Source organism: Burkholderia aenigmatica, assembly GCF_902499175.1.
Classification (GTDB): Bacteria; Pseudomonadota; Gammaproteobacteria; order Burkholderiales; family Burkholderiaceae; genus Burkholderia; species Burkholderia aenigmatica.
Map to the genome: position 1 here is coordinate 1 of NZ_CABVQC010000114.1, position 15,642 is coordinate 15,642.

The following is a 15,642-nucleotide window of genomic DNA, read 5'->3' on the forward strand; positions in this document are numbered from 1 at the left end:
ATCGCGGCGACCGTCGCGGCCGGGCCGCTCGGGGCCAGCGGCGCGCGGGAGGCAGCCGGTGCGGCGCCGGTCGCGGCGGCGCTGCGCATGCCGGCCTTCGGATCGAGGACGAACTGGACTTCGATCGGCGCGCTCCAGAATTCGCGGGCCAGATCGGAGATCCGTCCCGAAAACTGGCTCTTGACCCAGTCCAGCTTGAAACGGTTCGGCGCGGCGATGGACAGCGTGTTCGCCGACGCATCGAAGGCCACCGGGGCCAGGGGTTTGATCCACGTCACGTACTGCTGGGGCGTCAGCTCGCGCTCCAGCAGTGCGGAACAGTGTTGCCAGAAATCGTTCATCAAGTAACTGTCGTTTTTTGCGTGCACAGCGCGGCTCGCCGGCGCCCTTGTCGCGGTAGCGCAACAAGGCCCGAAGCGGTCGTGCGAGCGTGCCTCGGACGCCTGCGTCACAGTCGTGGAGGGGCAGGCGCGGGCCGAAGCGGCGTGCGGGATTCTTGGAGATAAGGCGAGATTCTACCGCCAAACGCGACCACAGCGCGAGTTATCCACAGGCCGGGATTGTGGGGCGCGGGGCCGGATCGCACAGGGCGGGCACAGGCGATCGACTCCTAAAGTATTGACCGTCAACAGAAAAACGGTTTAAATAGCGGGTTCCGCGAAAACCAATCCTGTATTCCCGGTGATTGCGTTCGCCCGAATGCCTCCGGTTAAGGGCACGCGGTCCCCTGAATGTCGACATTCTCGAACAAGTGAGAACATCATGAAACGTACTTACCAACCGTCCGTGACGCGCCGCAAGCGCACCCATGGCTTCCGTGTCCGTATGAAGACGGCAGGTGGCCGCAAGGTCATCAACGCTCGCCGCGCGAAGGGCCGCAAGCGCCTCGCCATCTAAGGCAGGTTGCGCGCTGTGTCCGCCGTCCGCAGTCCTGCGGAAGGTGCCGTCGAGCCGGGTGCGAATCCGTCGCAGACGAAAGCCGCCTTCCCGAAAGCTGCGCGACTTCTGAAAACGGATGAATTTTCATCCGTTTTTCGTTTGCGTCCTTGGCGGCGCTCCGCGCACTTCGTGATTTACGGCAAGCCGACCGGTCAGCCCGCGCGTTTGGGGCTCGTCGTCGGCAAGAAGTATGCGCCGCGTGCGGTAACCCGTAACCTTGTGAAGCGGCTGGCGCGCGATGCATTTCGCTTGCGCCGGGCCGAATTCGCCGGTTACGACCTGCTGCTGCGGCAGCACACGCGCTTCGACAAGAAAGCGCTGCCGAGCGCGGCTTCCGCCCCGCTCGCGGCGATGTGCGCGGCCGAGATTCGCGAACTGCTCGACAGGGCAGTCCGGGAGATCGCCCGCCGTGCGTCGAAGCCCGCGTCCGAGTGACGCATCCGTCCGCGGTGCGGCGTTCGCGCCTGCCCGGCCGGTTTTGACGCGGCGTCGTACGGCGCCGCCCAAGGTATGGAAACGGTATTGATCGCCTTGCTGCGCTTCTACAAGGTTGCCGTGAGCCCTATGCTCGGCAACCGTTGCCGTTTTTATCCTTCCTGTTCGGATTACGCGCGCGAGGCAATCCAGTATCATGGCGCCGCGCGCGGCACGTATCTCGCCGTCAGGCGCGTGTGCCGATGCCATCCGTTTTCCGCGGGCGGCATCGACCTCGTCCCGCCGCCCAACTCCGACACTCGCGCTCGCGGCGAAGCCGACGCGCGGTCCCATCGACTCTGAGACAACGCATGGATATCAAACGCACCGTCCTATGGGTGATCTTCTTCATGTCAGCTGTCATGCTGTACGACAACTGGCAGCGGTCCCATGGACGCCCGTCGATGTTCTTCCCGAGTGCCACGCAGACGGCCCCCGCGGCCGCTGCCGGCGGTGCATCGGGCACGGGCGCGACGACGACGGCAGGTGAAGTGCCTGCCGCCGCAGCTGGCGCCGCACCGTCGACGACGGCACCGGCCGCCCAGGCGCAGCTCGTGAAGTTCTCGACCGACGTGTATGACGGCGAAATCGACACGCGCGGCGGCACGCTCGCGAAGCTGACGCTGAAGAAGCAGGGCGACGGCAAGCAGCCCGACCTGTACATCACGCTGTTCGACCACACGGCCGGCCACACGTATCTCGCACGCTCGGGCCTGCTCGGCGGCGATTTCCCGAACCACAACGACGTCTACACGCAGCTGAACCCGGGCACGACGTCGCTGACGGGTGACCAGAACGCGCTGAAGCTGTCGTTCGAGTCGCCGGTGAAGGGTGGCGTGAAGGTCGTGAAGACCTACACGTTCACGCGCGGCAGCTACGTGATCGGCGTCGACACCAAGATCGACAACGTCGGCACGGCACCGGTCACGCCGACGGTCTACATGGAACTCGTCCGCGACAACACGGCCGTCGAAACGCCGATGTTCTCGCACACGTTCCTTGGGCCGGCGGTCTACACGGACGCGAAGCACTTCCAGAAGATCAACTTCAGCGACCTCGACAAGAACAAGGCCGACTACGTGACCTCTGCCGACAACGGCTGGGTCGCGATGGTGCAGCACTACTTCGCGTCTGCCTGGATTCCGCAGCAGGGCGTGAAGCGCGACATCTACGCTGAAAAGATCGATCCGACGCTGTACCGCGTCGGCGTGAAGCAGCCGGTCGCCGCGATCGCACCGGGCCAGTCGGCCGACGTGCAGGCACGCCTGTTCGCCGGTCCGGAAGAAGAGCGCATGCTCGAAGGCATCGCGCCTGGCCTGGAACTCGTGAAGGACTACGGCTGGGTGACGATCATCGCGAAGCCGCTGTTCTGGCTGCTCGAGAAGATCCACAGCTACATCGGCAACTGGGGCTGGTCGATCGTGCTGCTGACGATCCTGATCAAGGCCGTGTTCTTCCCGCTGTCGGCCGCGAGCTACAAGTCGATGGCGCGCATGAAGGAAATCACGCCGCGCATGCAGGCGCTGCGCGAACGCTTCAAGAGCGATCCGCAGAAGATGAACGCCGCGCTGATGGAGCTGTACAAGACCGAGAAGGTCAATCCGTTCGGCGGCTGCCTGCCGGTCGTGATCCAGATCCCGGTGTTCATCTCGCTGTACTGGGTGCTGCTCGCGTCGGTCGAAATGCGCGGTGCGCCGTGGGTTCTGTGGATTCACGACCTGTCGCAGCGCGATCCGTTCTTCATCCTGCCGGTGCTGATGGCCGTCTCGATGTACGTGCAGACGAGCCTGAACCCGACCCCGCCGGACCCGGTCCAGGCGAAGATGATGAAGTTCATGCCGATCGCGTTCTCGGTGATGTTCTTCTTCTTCCCGGCCGGCCTCGTGCTGTACTACGTCGTGAACAACGTGCTGTCGATCACGCAGCAGTACTACATCACGCGCAAGTTCGGCGGAGTCAAGAAGAAGCCGGCCTGACGCCCGTTGCACCCGTGGGCGGCGAGCCGCCCGCGATGCACGCAAAAAAAGCCGCATGGTTAGCCCATGCGGCTTTTTGCTTTTGGCGCGCCCGGTGTGGGCTCAGCCCTTCTTCGCTTCGCCCGAGTCGCCGTAGAACTGTTCGACCAGCTCCTGCACGAGATAGCGATGATGGGGCGACAACGCTTCGATCTTCGACGCGAGTTCGATCGTCTCGGGCGTCGGCGGATAGCGTTCGTCGCGCGGCAGCGGTTGCGGTGTCGGATGCTCGATCACGCTCGGCGACGGGCCGTAATGCAGCCAGTGGAGTTCGACGCGCAGCCATTCGGCAAGCGTGGCGAGTTTGTCCGACGTCGGAATCGTGCGGCCCGTCAGCCATTTGTGCGCGGTTTGCGGCGAAACGGGCTGCGCGCCGCGGTGGCGCAGATTGAATCGGTTCGCCAGCTCAGTCGCACCGGTCACCTTCTCCGGGCTGCGCCGCAGGGCGAATTTCAGGCGTTCCGAGAACGCGGCTTTTTCTTCGGATGTCGGCATGGGGGAGATTGTGCAATTCCACCGCCGCCTCTCAGACAACCATTCAGGATAAACGTATCTCGTTCAGACGAATCCCGGTCTTGCCCGGGGTGGAGGTGGAATTGAGGGCCGCAGTGTTGGGCCGCTCCAGCACGCATACTCGTCCGAAGCGGTGGCTGGGACATTGCGCTGGGCTGATACTTGGCTTATCCCCGATGGGATAAATTCAGGCGTGTCCGAATCCTGCGCGGCGGCCTGTGGCGTGTGTGCCGGCACGCTACAATGCCGGCGTTCCGATGCCCGAACTGTTGCGCGGGCGCACCATATTCACTGTTCACCCGATTCATCCGATTCCCATGCTCGCTACCGATTCCGATCCGATCGTCGCCATTGCCACTGCTGCCGGCCGGGGTGGCATCGGGGTCGTCCGCGTGTCGTTCGGGCGCGGCGGCGAGGCGGCCGCGTTGCCGTTGATCGACGCGTTGTGCGGGCAGAAGCTCGCCCCGCGCCATGCGAGCTACGTGCCGTTCCTCGATGAGCACGGCGCGCCGCTCGACCGCGGGATCGCGCTGTATTTCCCGGCGCCGCATTCGTACACCGGCGAGCACGTGCTCGAGCTGCAGGGGCACGGCGGGCCGATCGTGATGCAGCTGCTGCTGCAGCGCTGCCTCGATGCGGGGCGTGGTTTCGGGCTGCGGCTCGCGGAGCCTGGCGAATTCACGCGGCGCGCGTTTCTGAACGACAAGCTCGATCTTGCGCAGGCCGAGGCCGTTGCCGATTTGATCGAAGCGAGCACCGAAGCCGCGGCGCGCTCGGCCGGGCGTTCGCTCGACGGCGCGTTCTCACGGCAGATCCATGCGCTCGTCGAAGACGTGATCACGCTGCGCATGCTGGTCGAGGCAACGCTCGATTTTCCGGAAGAAGAGATCGATTTCCTGGAAGCCGCCGACGCGCGCGGCAAGCTCGCGAAGATTCGCGCGCAGCTCGCGCACGTGCTGGGTGATGCGCGGCAGGGGGCGCTGCTGCGCGAAGGCTTGTCGGTCGTGCTCGCGGGGCAGCCGAACGTCGGCAAGTCGTCGCTGCTGAATGCGCTGGCCGGCGCGGAGCTCGCGATCGTCACGCCGATTGCGGGCACGACGCGCGACAAGGTTGCGCAGACGATCCAGGTCGAAGGGATTCCGCTGCACATCATCGATACGGCCGGGTTGCGCGAGACCGAGGACGAGGTCGAGCGGATCGGTATCGCGCGCACATGGAGCGAGATCGAGCGTGCGGATGTCGTGCTGCATCTGCTGGATTCGCGCATCGGGATGACGGCGGACGACGAGACGATCGCGGCGCGGTTTCCGGGCGGCGTGCCGGTGGTGCGTGTGCTGAACAAGACGGATCTGACCGGTGTGGCGGCGTGTGTCGAGCATCCGGCGGCGGAAGGCGATCTGACCGAGGTGCATCTGTCGGCGAAGCGCGGCGACGGGATCGACATGCTGCGTGCGGAGCTGCTGCGGATCGCGGGGTGGCAGGCCGGGGCGGAAGGCGTGTATCTCGCGCGCGAGCGGCATCTGATCGCGCTGCGGGCCGCGCAGGAGCATCTCGCGCAGGCGGCGGATCACGCGGAGCAAAGGGCGCAGTCGCTCGATCTGTTTGCCGAGGAACTGCGGCTCGCGCAGGAACAGCTCAATGCGATTACCGGGGAGTTCACTTCGGATGATCTGCTGGGGGTGATTTTCAGCAGGTTCTGTATCGGGAAATAGAAGCGAAAAGGATTGCGCGCCGGGAATGACGCAGCCATTTCCCGGCAATAGAGCATACCAGCATCCGCGTGACGACTGCCAACCAGATTGGCACGGCGGTTTTACAGGTGAGGACGTGTCGCTAGCAGCCGATCGATGAACGATGGCGGCAGCGATATATATACAGAGCCATCTCCGCCGTCACCTTTTGAAAAGGATACGTAGACATCGCCATAACTATTCCACGAAATTTCGGGGGGCGGTGTGCTGAATGTGTGCTGAGCTATCAATCTCCCGGTTTGTGCGCGGAATACGCGGCCAACGTACTGGGAATTTCCGCCTGGAACCCAAGCTAGAAGGCACAGATTGGCGAGATATATTCCATCAGGAGATATCGATTTTCTACACTCTTCCCCCTTGGGTGTTCGGTCAAAGATAAAAATGCCAATCAGTGCCGCGATGAGCAGTGTATAAGCAATTTTCAAAGGAATCTTCATGGGTTGTGGTTGGATTTGATTATAGTGATATTTCTATCGGAGGGGAGATTGGAATATATTTCTTATCAGAATAAATAACAAAATCGCCACCCCTGTTATGTATTTCGGACCATCTTCGAAAATCGATTTTCTCTACCGGGTAGTAGACGTTCCCTTTGATGAGCGAATTACCACTGGCGACGGCGTATTTGACATATGGAACATACTCGGAGTTCGAGAATGCAGCGATCGCGCTATATGGGACTACGATGACGCCGTCGCTGCTCCAATGCCCTAAATATTGAGATCGCTCACCGGATTTGTCGGTAAATGTATAGTTGTCTTTCACATACACCCACACCCCGGTCACTTCGGCTGTTGTTCGGTGTGAGTCTACGTCCCACGAGAAGCGCGCGCTTCCGAGCGCCGCATATATATTGAAGGAACCGAGTGCGCCGGATAGATCGTCAGGCACACCGTTATTGCGAAGTTGTGCATCCAGTTGAGTTCCAATTTTTTGCCCAAGCGTGCTGTCTACGTATGAGTATTGAAATTGAAATCTTCGGTGCAGGTCGCGAAGATCATTCCCGCATATGTCATCGGTGTAGAGCCTCGCTGCGCAGTCTTTGTACGGGGTCAGCTGCTTGTAAAGCAGGGCTCTGGATTTTGGCGAACGAATCATTTCATTAATAAGATGGTCTAGTTGCCGCTTGGCCCGAGGGAAGCGCAGTACCCAATCCAGTTTAATGGTGGACATGTCGTACATATCGGAAGGGTATGGTTTTCCATCTTGATTGACTTCTGATGATTCATCCGAAGAGGTGCGCGAATAATTTAATTTTCCAGAAAACCATCGCTCCATAAGTGTAGCGGATATCGGGAGGTATATCTTGCGCATTGCTGCGGGAATATCTTGTATATCGAACGATGGTACGGAATCGTCCTTTTTCAGCTTTACAATAGCTGGCTTTGGAGGGGCGGGGGCATTGAGCCATGCTTGAAAGCGGGCCAGCGCCTTGCCGGCCCTTTCCAAGTCATCGACCATTTTGTCAAGCGAATCGCGCTTGGCGGCGGCGGAGGTATGTTCGGGTTCGGCCACCTTCGGTTTTTGTTGTATCGGAAGCGGTGGTGCTGGGTTATCCATGGATAGCGCGATATTTGGAACAATCTTGCATCCATCTGCGCCGTCATGAAGTTTCCATTTCCAAAAAATTTTATTTATTGTGAAATATGGGATTTTTTCTTTGCTTGGTGGCATCTGTACTTTAGATCCGGTGGTGTTGAGCGGTATGCGCGATGCTTGTTACGCTAGCGTGGTCATACCTGGGTAATCAATCGGACTAGTACGAAATGGTTGTCAGAGTGATTGGGTCTCGGATCAAATATTCTTGGATTTTTCATGGCGCATCTAAATGCGCTGGAATCGTGGGGTTGTCGATATGTATGTTGATACCCAAAGGAGGTGCGATTTTTTGAATTTTCTTGGCGAGGCGGTTGGGTTCGGCGCCAGCTCGCACGATAACCACGAACTCGAGGAGACGGGTACTCGTGGGGTTGTGAGAGCGTGATCAGAGGAGATCTGCTCCTCACTAATGTCGTGAGTTAGAAATTCGTTGAACAAATTGTTGCCTGTAGTACCGTGTAGTGAATGCCACGGACGCGAAGAGGCGGCGATGAGCGGAAGACCCAAGGCGGAACTCATGTTGAGCGAAGCGGAACGCGAGCAGCTCACGGCGCTGACGATGTGCCGCAAGACGGCGCAGGCGTTGGCATTGCGAGCACGGATCGTGCTGGCCTGCGCCGAGGGTACCGACAACAAGACGGTCGCGGCGAAACTGCGGGTCACCCAGCAAACCGTCTCGAAGTGGCGTGGGCGCTACGTGACGCATCGGCTGGATGGTCTGCTCGACGCGCCGCGGCCTGGGGCACCCAGATCGATCGACGACGTGCGTGTCGATGCCGCTATCGCGAAGACGCTGGAGTCCGTACCCAAAGGAGCGACGCACTGGAGTACGCGCACGATGGCTCGGGAGATGAGCCTTTCGCAAACTGCGGTGTCGCGAATCTGGCGAGCCTTCGGCCTGCAGCCACATCGGCAGGAAACCTTCAAACTCTCGAGCGATCCGCTGTTCGTCGACAAGGTTCGCGACATTCGCTCTCCCGTTCGCCTCACCCGGCCTGTCGTAAAATCGTCCGGCCGGGCAATCTCGACATAACAAATCCCGGCGTCAAAACAAAGAGAGGGCACGCATGGGATTCGGATTTGGAAAGCGCAATCAGTCGACGAGCAACTCGACCGTCGACCTGACGAAAAACCAGCATTCGAAAGCGAATGACCGCATCGCGTTGGATCTTGCGTTACGCCGGGCATTGGCGGTCCTCGAGTGTTGCGCATCGCACGGCGCTTATATCGAGCTCAACGACGCCAAAGTCGGGTGGGACTATCTGAAGGAAAAAGGCCTGATTTCGATCGATCTGGATGCCGAGTGGAATGAATCGGAACGCATCCTGCTGGCCTATTACAACGCCGGCGTGCTCACCTCATCGGATAAGGAGCGCGCCCGGCACCTGGTGGACGTCGTCGAGACCCAACTCCGGGCCGTACGTGGCGAGGTGGTGGGCGTCGTGGATGCCGTTTCCGCACTCAATCTCGCGCGGCTCAAATATCCGTCGAAGAGCTGGATCGGCAATGGCATATTCGGTGCCGTGTTCGGCGTGATGGGCGGCGCGATCATCGGCACCGTGGCCGGCAGGTTCGCAGACGATACGACGGCCGTGACCAATGTCGTCTTCGTTCTCGTGATACTCGGTTCGATTCTGTTCGCGCGCTACAGCCACCAGAAGAGCATCGTCGCGGCCGACGCGAAAATTGCGAAGGCACAAGCCGAGGTCGACCGCCTCGTCGTCCGGAATCTGTCTCCTTCGGCGGAAGGCTCGTCCGTCGCCGCCTGACAGTGTTGCCAGATGGCTCGTCGTCGCACCGGGTGCTACATTGCCTCGGCCGAACGAGCCGCCACTCGACGAGGTCGGGCTTGCCTGACGAGCGTATCCGCGCCGCGTGATCGCCATCGGGCAACGTGCGGTGCCGAGCGTCGGGGCGAGCCAACCGATCCTGTTTTCTCGCACGACCGCCAACCATGCCCTTGTCCCGCCGCCACTTCCTTGCCACCCTTCCCGTGCTCCCGGTGTTGGCCGCCCATGCGGCATCGGGTGCGCCCACCCCGCCGCAATCAATCGACCGCGACGCGATCATCCGCGCCGTTTTCGCCGACGGTGCTGCACGTCCCGACCTGGCCGCGCGTCACGTCGCGCTGATGAACCAGCTTCGCGTGATGTGGGTGCCCGTCGAATCCGGTGCGCCCGGTATCGATCCGTCGCAGCCGCTGATGGGTGAAGGGCCGCCGATCGCGCTGGCGAAGGCGGCACTCAAAACCGACGACGATGCGCTCGCCATCCGCACGCTGGCCGAACTCGGTCGGCTCGTGCCGCAGTTCGTGGCGGGGGCCGGCACGCTTGCACCGGGGCAGTACACGATCCCGCCGGTGCTGCGCAAACTGTTCGCGTTCAAGGAAAGCGGTGTCGATGCGTCGGGCCGTTTCCAGTTTCGCGCCGCGCATCTCGCCGTGCTGAGGGGCGCGAACTGGAGGACGGTCGATTCGGAAGCGATCGAGGACGTGCTGGGCGAAGGGGATTTCTGGCCGATGCCCTATATCGACGGCAAGCGGCCGTATGGCGACCGTACCTACTATCAGTTCGACATGGCCGAACTGCTGGGTGAGCCGTACAAGCGGGATGGGCGAGGCAATCTGGTCGCGGAAGCGAAAAAGGATGCGCGGCTCGAACGCCTTCACTACGAAACGCTCGCTGCGCTGCAGGTATTTCTGATGCATGCCGAGCTGACCCGCCCGGCCTGATCATTTGCGGTTCGGTGCGTCGATCCTGCATCGTGCGGCACGGCCGCCGATGCAGGCGAATCGCACGCTCGCGACGACGCTTCAGCCGTCCGTCGGCCGAAGCGTCCCGCGCGTCACGACATCAATCCCAGTCCCGATGATGATGGTGGTAATAGCCGCCACCACCGTAGTAACCGCCGCCATCCGGCACGACGATACAGCCGCTCAGCAAGACAGCGACGCCTGCGATCAGCAAAAGGGTTTTCTTCATCGCGTTCACCTGCTCGGATTCGATATGAAACCCAGCATAGCGAGCGCCCGCAACACCGGCTGTAAGCGATCGTATCCCTGATCCGCAATCCGTAACGGCGGATTATTCCGGTCACAATGACCGTAACAAATTCCCAAACAGCAGACGTTTTCAGGCGGTGACGACCCTGTTTCGCCCCGTATCCTTCGCACGATACAGCGCGGCATCGGCGGCTTCGATCAACGCATCGGGCGTCGAGAGATCGTCGGCCGACACGGTCGCGCAGCCGACGCTCACGCTCACGCGTCCGGCAGGTGACGCCGGCATCGCGAGATCGAGCCGCAGCACCGCTTCGCGCGCTTCCTCGGCGACCACCCGCGCGCCGCGCGCACCCGTGTTCGGCAGCACGATCGCGAACTCCTCGCCACCGTACCGCGCGACGATGTCCGCGGGCCGCCGCACCGCGCCGGCGAGCGCATTCGCGACCGCGATCAGGCACGCGTCGCCCTTTACGTGGCCGAACGCGTCGTTGTACGCCTTGAAGCGATCGACGTCGACCATCAGCAGCGACAGCGGTTCGCCTTGCCGTCGCGCCTGCAGGAACAGCGTGTGGAAATGATCGTTGAAGTGCATGCGGTTGAACGCGCCCGTCAGCCCATCGCGCGCGGACGAACGGATCAGCGTCGCGTGCGCCTCGAACAGCCGCTGGTACAGCATCGTCACTTCCCATGCGAGCACGCACACGAGCACGCCCGGCGTGAACATGCTGAACACGCGCGCGAGATACCAGCCGACCGTGAAGCGATTGGTGCTCATCAGGTTCAGCGTCGTGTCGGTGAGGCATGCGAGCACCGCGATCGCGAGCCACAGGTCGAGCGTCGTGCGCAGCCGGCCGGTGGCCAGCACGGCAACGAGCGCCAGCGCATTGAGCAGCCACACGACCAGCGCGATGCCGCTGACGGGCAGCACGGCCGCATCGCCCGGCGGATGAAACGCAGGCGGCAGCGACACGTTCAGCGTGACGAGGCACAGCAGCCCGGCGACGACAGCCGGCCCGCCGATCAGCGCGAGCGTCCACCAGCGTGTCTGCTGCGCGCCGATCGGTGCGCGCGTCAGCCGCTCGCGGGCGAGCAGCGCGACCATCACGAAACCCGGGAAGCCGGCATGCCAGAAGATCCACATCCACGCGGCGCTTTGCGGTCGCGCGCCGAGCAGCCCGTGCGGCGCGAATACGCCGGGAAAGGTGAGCAGCTGCAGCGCGACGGCGAGTGCGGTGAACGCGTAGGCGCCGCCGAGCGCGCCGAGCACCGGCTGGCGCGTCACGGTGAACTGCGCGCCGAGAAAGAACGCCGCGATGCTCGCGGTAGTGAACACGGTGAGCGCACACATCGGCATGAACGGCTCGACGGCCGGCAGCGCGACGTTCGCGTGCGGCGCGGCGATCCCGAGCGCGAGCACGATGACGAGTGCCGCCAGTGCGCCGAACCAGAGCTGACGGCGTGTCGTGTGCTGGATCAGGATGCCTTCCATGGAGTTCCCCGGGCACGTAGGCGGACACGCCCGGTCTTGCGCCGGGCGACAGGCAACCGGCCGCTACGCGACCGGTGCGGCCTGATCCTATCGCGTTATGGGTGCGCGCTCAAACCCCGAGGCCGGGGCCGTAGTTGCCGGCGACCCAGTGCGTGACGGCGTCGACGTCCGCGTAGTCCTGTTCGGGCAGGCCGTCGAGCATCGACAGCACTTCATTGCTGGCCCCGGCGTCGCGTGCGGCATCGACGATTGCATCCTTGTTGGCCGGGTAGCGGACGGCCGCCAGCACGTCGGCGATCTGCAGGTCGATCGTTTCGTTGGGAATGTCGTGCGGAGGCTGGGCGGGCTGGTCGTTCACGGCGGTGTCTCGCGGAGTGAGCGGGTTGAGTGGTAGTCGGATCGAGGTGGAATTCGGGTGCTTGACGGGGTACGTCACGCGTTCACATGCCAGGGCGGCCGGGCCGGCGCGCCCCGCGGATGGGCGGCGATCGATTCAATGCTCGCGTCGCACGCGGCGCCACGGATGCTTCCAGTCGATGTGCGGTGCGTTTTCGTCGCGCGGATGCTGGCGCCGATGTTCCTGCCACAGTTCGTCGGAGAACAGCGCCGCTACGATCACCAGCGGCAGCACGAGGAATATTCCGAGTATGACTTGCTCGATCACGATAGCCTCCTTGCGGTGGCAGGAACCCTTGCTCCCATTCTAGGCTCTGAGCTTCGCCCGCGTTCAATTTCTTACAGTGCGGAACAGGCCCCGATGCGGCCCTGCCGCACGGGCGCCGGCATCAAAAGGGACATGAACATGCAACTCCAGAACGATACCAACTCGCTCGCGCTGCGGCCGCTGGAGCGCCAGGACCTGCGCTTCGTCCACGAGCTGAACAACGACGCAAAGATCATGCGCTACTGGTTCGAGGAGCCGTACGAAACCTTCTCGGAACTGTCACAACTGTACGACCGCCACGTGCACGACCAGCGCGAGCGCCGTTTCGTCGCGGTCGACGCGCAAGGCGAGCTGGTCGGCCTCGTCGAGCTGATCGAACTCGACTACATCCATCGCCGCGGCGAGTTCCAGATCATCATCGCGCCGCAATGCCAGGGGCGCGGCTATGCGGGCCAGGCGACGCGCCTCGCGATCGAGTACGCATTCAAGGTGCTGAACATGCGCAAGCTGTACCTGATCGTCGATACGTCGAATGCGGCGGCGATTCACGTGTACGAGAAATGCGGATTTCAGCACGAGGCCGAATTGAAGGAAGAATTTTTCGGAAACGGCGCGTATCACAACGCTTATCGCATGTGCATTTTTCAGCGCGATTATTTCGAGCGTCAGCAACCCGGCTTGAATCAAGCAGGGTAAACACGCTGACGAAAGGCGCTTGCGGCGGGGATTTCGTGGGCGCTGAATACATGCGGAGAAGTACGGATAAATACGGATTCGCTTATACCTGGCATTTTTCTTGTTTCAGGTAAATGCGATTCCGCGTTGCGGTAAAGTCGAATCGTTTCGGATGACTTTATGTGCGGCGCATCAAAATGATCCGGATGGCGAAATGGATTATCCAAACCGTTCAATCGCCGCATTGTAAATTTGCTGAAAGTCTTGCTGCGCAACGCTTTCCGCCCGGCGACGCGGGCCTGCCCGCCATGCGGCGCGCGTCGTCACGCCTGCGCCCGGCGCGAAAGACGGGCTGCGCACGGGGTGCGACAATCCGCCGCTATTGCGGTCGCACAACAAATGTGCTTGCTATCGCTTGCCGGTCTTCTAAAGTGAAAAACGCGGGTTCACGATCACCTTTAAACACATAGCTAACCCAAGCCTGGTGCCCGCAAGCCTGGAGACAGAACATGATGAAGCGTACCGGTATCCTTTTTGCCCTCGTCGGCGCATTTTGCGCGGTGTCGATTGCCCAGGCGGGCGGCGATTCGGCCGTCAAGCCGACGCAGGAAATCCAGTTGACGAAGAACGCATGGGGCTGCCTGTCGAAAGACAATCTGGACTCCGTACTGAGTCACGAGCGTGACGGCAAGTCGCAGGCGAAGCAGCAATACTTCGACGACTACCGTTGCCTGTCGGTGCCGGAAGGCCAGCGCTTCCGCGTGGTGTCGGTCGACCAGGGCGACGTGCAGTTCGTCAGCGCCGACAACAGCGACCAGCAGGGTCTCTGGACCGATTCGCGCTTCGTCAAGCAATAATCGTCCATTCACCGCGCTGTCACACGACGCGCGAGCGCGCCGGCCCGATCGGCCGGCAGCGCGAACCGAACACGGCCCGGCCCATGCCGGGCCGTTGCGCTGTGGGTTGCGCATGACACGCGCCGGACGCCGCGCATTCGGTATCATCACGGCCCGACCGAACCGAATGCCCGCCCGGGCCGTATCCGCATGGCGCTGAAATCCACGATCTACAAAGCTGAACTGCAAATCGCCGACATGGATCGGCATTACTACGCCGATCACGCGCTGACGGTGGCGCGCCATCCGTCGGAAACCGACGACCGGATGATGGTGCGCATCGTCGCGTTCGCGCTGTTCGCGCACGAGCGGCTCGAATTCTGCAAGGGGCTGTCGGACGTCGACGAGCCCGATCTGTGGCAGAAGGACCTGACGGGCGCGATCGACGTCTGGATCGAAGCCGGCCAGCCCGACGAACGGCGCATCTCGAAGGCGGCCGGCCGAGCCGGGCAGGTCACGGTGATCGCGTACGGCGGCAAGACGTCGGATATCTGGTGGCAGGGCGTGCGCAGCAAGGTCGAGCGGCTGCGCAACGTGCAGGTGCTGTCGCTGAACGACGGTGTTGCAGCCGCGCTCGGCAAACTCGCGGAGCGCACGATGCGCCTGCAATGCACGGTGCAGGACGGCGCCGCGTGGATCTCGAGCGCCGACCACGATCCGGTCGCAGTCGAGTGGACGGTGCTGAAGGCGCGCGCGGACGCGTGACGGCCCGCACGCCGGCCGCGTTCAGCCGATCGTGGCCGGTGGCCCCTTGAATTCGAGCATGTTCCCTTCCGGGTCGAACAGGTAGATCGACGGCCCGTAGCCGCCGGCGCCGTAGCGTTCCGCGGGGGCGCCTGGCTGTGCGCCATGCGCGGCGAAATGGGCGGTCAACGCGTCGGGATCGAACGGCTCGACCCGCAGGCACAGGTGATCGAGATTGCGTCCCGCGCCGGGCGGGCCGCTGTCGGGACGGTCGATCGGGCCGCCGACCGACAGCAGGTCGATCAGCGCGTCGCCGGCGCGCAATTGCACGAGGCCCAGATCGGGCTGTTCCTTTTCCACATGGCAGCCGACGGCGTCGCAGTAAAAACGCGTCATCGCGGCCATGTCGGTCACGCGCAGCACGATGTGATCGATCGCGCGGATGGTCGGTTTCATGGGCAGGCACTCCTTCGCGGTCCACGAGCATCGAGTGTAGACGTATCGCGCCTGCGCCGCCGGCCGGAACGCGGCACAATCGACGGACGAAAAAAAGCCCGTTCACGCGGAGCGGAACGGGCTTAATCCATATCAGGAGGAGACATGGAGGAGACAGTTCCAACTATACACACGGCGATGGTGCGACGCAATATTTCGAATGCAAAAAATCGTCAGGACGGCGATTTGTCGCATCTGCAGTGCAGCAAAATGGTGACGGGACGATGACGAAAACCGCGCTTAAACAGCCGGCGCGCGTGTTTTGTCGGATTTATCTTTAATCGATGCGCCCCCGATTATTCGGCGCGAATCACAGAGCAAGATTCAGGGCGCGACGGCGCGTGCCGATGTCTAGAGTAGGTCCCATCTACACTAGTGCAGTGTTCCGTTCTGTTTGGAACTTAAGCGACTGTTGGCGCGAATGACCTTCTGCAAGATGTCGCGCGC

The 15,642-nt window shown here is 62.2% G+C and carries 19 protein-coding genes and 1 pseudogene; 11 read left to right on the plus strand and 9 right to left on the minus strand.

What is annotated here, in order from left to right:
- The coding region (locus tag BDO18943_RS41140) for a DnaA N-terminal domain-containing protein (protein ID WP_321534244.1) at window positions 1-341 on the minus strand (341 nt) is incomplete at its 3' end.
- 421 nt (window positions 342-762) lie between these two features.
- On the opposite strand from BDO18943_RS41140, the gene rpmH reads away from it, so the two are divergent.
- From rpmH to yidC, 4 genes are all read left to right on the plus strand, one after another.
- Window positions 763-897: a 50S ribosomal protein L34 gene (gene rpmH / locus BDO18943_RS41145; RefSeq protein WP_004198824.1), complete on the plus strand. Its 135-nt coding sequence runs from the start codon at window positions 763-765 to the stop codon at window positions 895-897.
- A 15-nt stretch (window positions 898-912) separates the two neighbouring features.
- A complete protein-coding gene (gene rnpA / locus BDO18943_RS41150) occupies window positions 913-1,374 on the plus strand; it encodes a ribonuclease P protein component (RefSeq protein ID WP_021157986.1) in 462 nt (153 codons plus the stop codon).
- 75 nt (window positions 1,375-1,449) lie between these two features.
- Window positions 1,450-1,716, plus strand: coding sequence for a membrane protein insertion efficiency factor YidD (gene yidD, locus BDO18943_RS41155; protein ID WP_006750110.1), 267 nt, complete (start codon window positions 1,450-1,452; stop codon window positions 1,714-1,716).
- A gap of 8 nt (window positions 1,717-1,724) precedes the next feature.
- Window positions 1,725-3,389 (plus strand): membrane protein insertase YidC, encoded by a 1,665-nt coding sequence (gene yidC / locus BDO18943_RS41160; protein ID WP_175026566.1) that lies wholly within the window; start codon window positions 1,725-1,727, stop codon window positions 3,387-3,389.
- A 102-nt stretch (window positions 3,390-3,491) separates the two neighbouring features.
- Here yidC and BDO18943_RS41165 read toward each other — a convergent pair whose 3' ends face one another.
- Complete coding sequence (locus BDO18943_RS41165) at window positions 3,492-3,923, minus strand: transcriptional regulator (RefSeq protein ID WP_043184776.1); 432 nt, start codon at window positions 3,921-3,923, stop codon at window positions 3,492-3,494.
- A 335-nt stretch (window positions 3,924-4,258) separates the two neighbouring features.
- Here BDO18943_RS41165 and mnmE point away from each other — a divergent pair, with 335 nt between their 5' ends.
- Entirely contained in the window at window positions 4,259-5,653 is a 1,395-nt protein-coding gene (mnmE, locus tag BDO18943_RS41170; protein ID WP_043185201.1) for a tRNA uridine-5-carboxymethylaminomethyl(34) synthesis GTPase MnmE, read from the plus strand.
- 495 nt (window positions 5,654-6,148) lie between these two features.
- Here mnmE and BDO18943_RS41175 read toward each other — a convergent pair whose 3' ends face one another.
- A complete protein-coding gene (locus BDO18943_RS41175) occupies window positions 6,149-7,366 on the minus strand; it encodes a DUF6402 family protein (protein WP_175026567.1) in 1,218 nt (405 codons plus the stop codon).
- Window positions 7,367-7,781: 415 nt separating this feature from the next.
- On the opposite strand from BDO18943_RS41175, the pseudogene BDO18943_RS41180 reads away from it, so the two are divergent.
- From BDO18943_RS41180 to BDO18943_RS41190, 3 genes and pseudogenes are all read left to right on the plus strand, one after another.
- Window positions 7,782-8,261 (plus strand): annotated as a pseudogene (locus tag BDO18943_RS41180) (helix-turn-helix domain-containing protein); the annotation flags it as partial.
- A gap of 97 nt (window positions 8,262-8,358) precedes the next feature.
- Window positions 8,359-9,060 (plus strand): hypothetical protein, encoded by a 702-nt coding sequence (locus BDO18943_RS41185; RefSeq protein WP_175026568.1) that lies wholly within the window; start codon window positions 8,359-8,361, stop codon window positions 9,058-9,060.
- Window positions 9,061-9,245: 185 nt separating this feature from the next.
- On the plus strand, window positions 9,246-10,022 hold the full coding sequence (locus BDO18943_RS41190; protein WP_235996325.1) for a hypothetical protein: 777 nt from the start codon (window positions 9,246-9,248) through the stop codon (window positions 10,020-10,022).
- A 121-nt stretch (window positions 10,023-10,143) separates the two neighbouring features.
- Here the strand turns inward: BDO18943_RS41190 and BDO18943_RS43025 are convergent, their stop codons facing one another.
- The 4 genes from BDO18943_RS43025 to BDO18943_RS41205 all read right to left on the minus strand — a co-directional run bounded on the left by BDO18943_RS43025 (window position 10,144) and on the right by BDO18943_RS41205 (window position 12,445).
- Window positions 10,144-10,272, minus strand: coding sequence for a hypothetical protein (locus tag BDO18943_RS43025; RefSeq protein WP_256941070.1), 129 nt, complete (start codon window positions 10,270-10,272; stop codon window positions 10,144-10,146).
- 150 nt (window positions 10,273-10,422) lie between these two features.
- Window positions 10,423-11,781: a GGDEF domain-containing protein gene (locus tag BDO18943_RS41195; RefSeq protein ID WP_175026569.1), complete on the minus strand. Its 1,359-nt coding sequence runs from the start codon at window positions 11,779-11,781 to the stop codon at window positions 10,423-10,425.
- A 109-nt stretch (window positions 11,782-11,890) separates the two neighbouring features.
- Window positions 11,891-12,139 (minus strand): DUF2795 domain-containing protein, encoded by a 249-nt coding sequence (locus BDO18943_RS41200; protein ID WP_175026570.1) that lies wholly within the window; start codon window positions 12,137-12,139, stop codon window positions 11,891-11,893.
- A gap of 135 nt (window positions 12,140-12,274) precedes the next feature.
- Window positions 12,275-12,445 (minus strand): hypothetical protein, encoded by a 171-nt coding sequence (locus BDO18943_RS41205; protein WP_014895655.1) that lies wholly within the window; start codon window positions 12,443-12,445, stop codon window positions 12,275-12,277.
- A 138-nt stretch (window positions 12,446-12,583) separates the two neighbouring features.
- Here BDO18943_RS41205 and speG point away from each other — a divergent pair, with 138 nt between their 5' ends.
- Complete coding sequence (speG, locus tag BDO18943_RS41210; RefSeq protein ID WP_175026571.1) at window positions 12,584-13,141, plus strand: spermidine N1-acetyltransferase; 558 nt, start codon at window positions 12,584-12,586, stop codon at window positions 13,139-13,141.
- Here the strand turns inward: speG and BDO18943_RS41215 are convergent.
- Entirely contained in the window at window positions 13,129-13,395 is a 267-nt protein-coding gene (locus BDO18943_RS41215) for a hypothetical protein (RefSeq protein ID WP_175026572.1), read from the minus strand. The genes speG and BDO18943_RS41215 overlap by 13 nt on opposite strands.
- A 234-nt stretch (window positions 13,396-13,629) precedes the next feature.
- Between BDO18943_RS41215 and sap1 the strand changes: the two genes are divergently transcribed.
- Both sap1 and BDO18943_RS41225 read left to right on the plus strand, forming a co-directional pair.
- A complete protein-coding gene (gene sap1 / locus BDO18943_RS41220; RefSeq protein ID WP_027788811.1) occupies window positions 13,630-13,977 on the plus strand; it encodes a surface attachment protein Sap1 in 348 nt (115 codons plus the stop codon).
- Between the two features lie 189 nt (window positions 13,978-14,166).
- Window positions 14,167-14,721: a YaeQ family protein gene (locus BDO18943_RS41225; protein ID WP_039364653.1), complete on the plus strand. Its 555-nt coding sequence runs from the start codon at window positions 14,167-14,169 to the stop codon at window positions 14,719-14,721.
- A gap of 21 nt (window positions 14,722-14,742) precedes the next feature.
- On the opposite strand, the gene BDO18943_RS41230 is transcribed toward BDO18943_RS41225, so the two are convergent.
- Window positions 14,743-15,156 carry a VOC family protein gene (locus BDO18943_RS41230; RefSeq protein WP_175026573.1) on the minus strand — a complete coding sequence of 138 codons (414 nt, stop codon included), beginning with the start codon at window positions 15,154-15,156 and terminating at the stop codon, window positions 14,743-14,745.
- Window positions 15,157-15,642 lie beyond the last annotated feature (486 nt).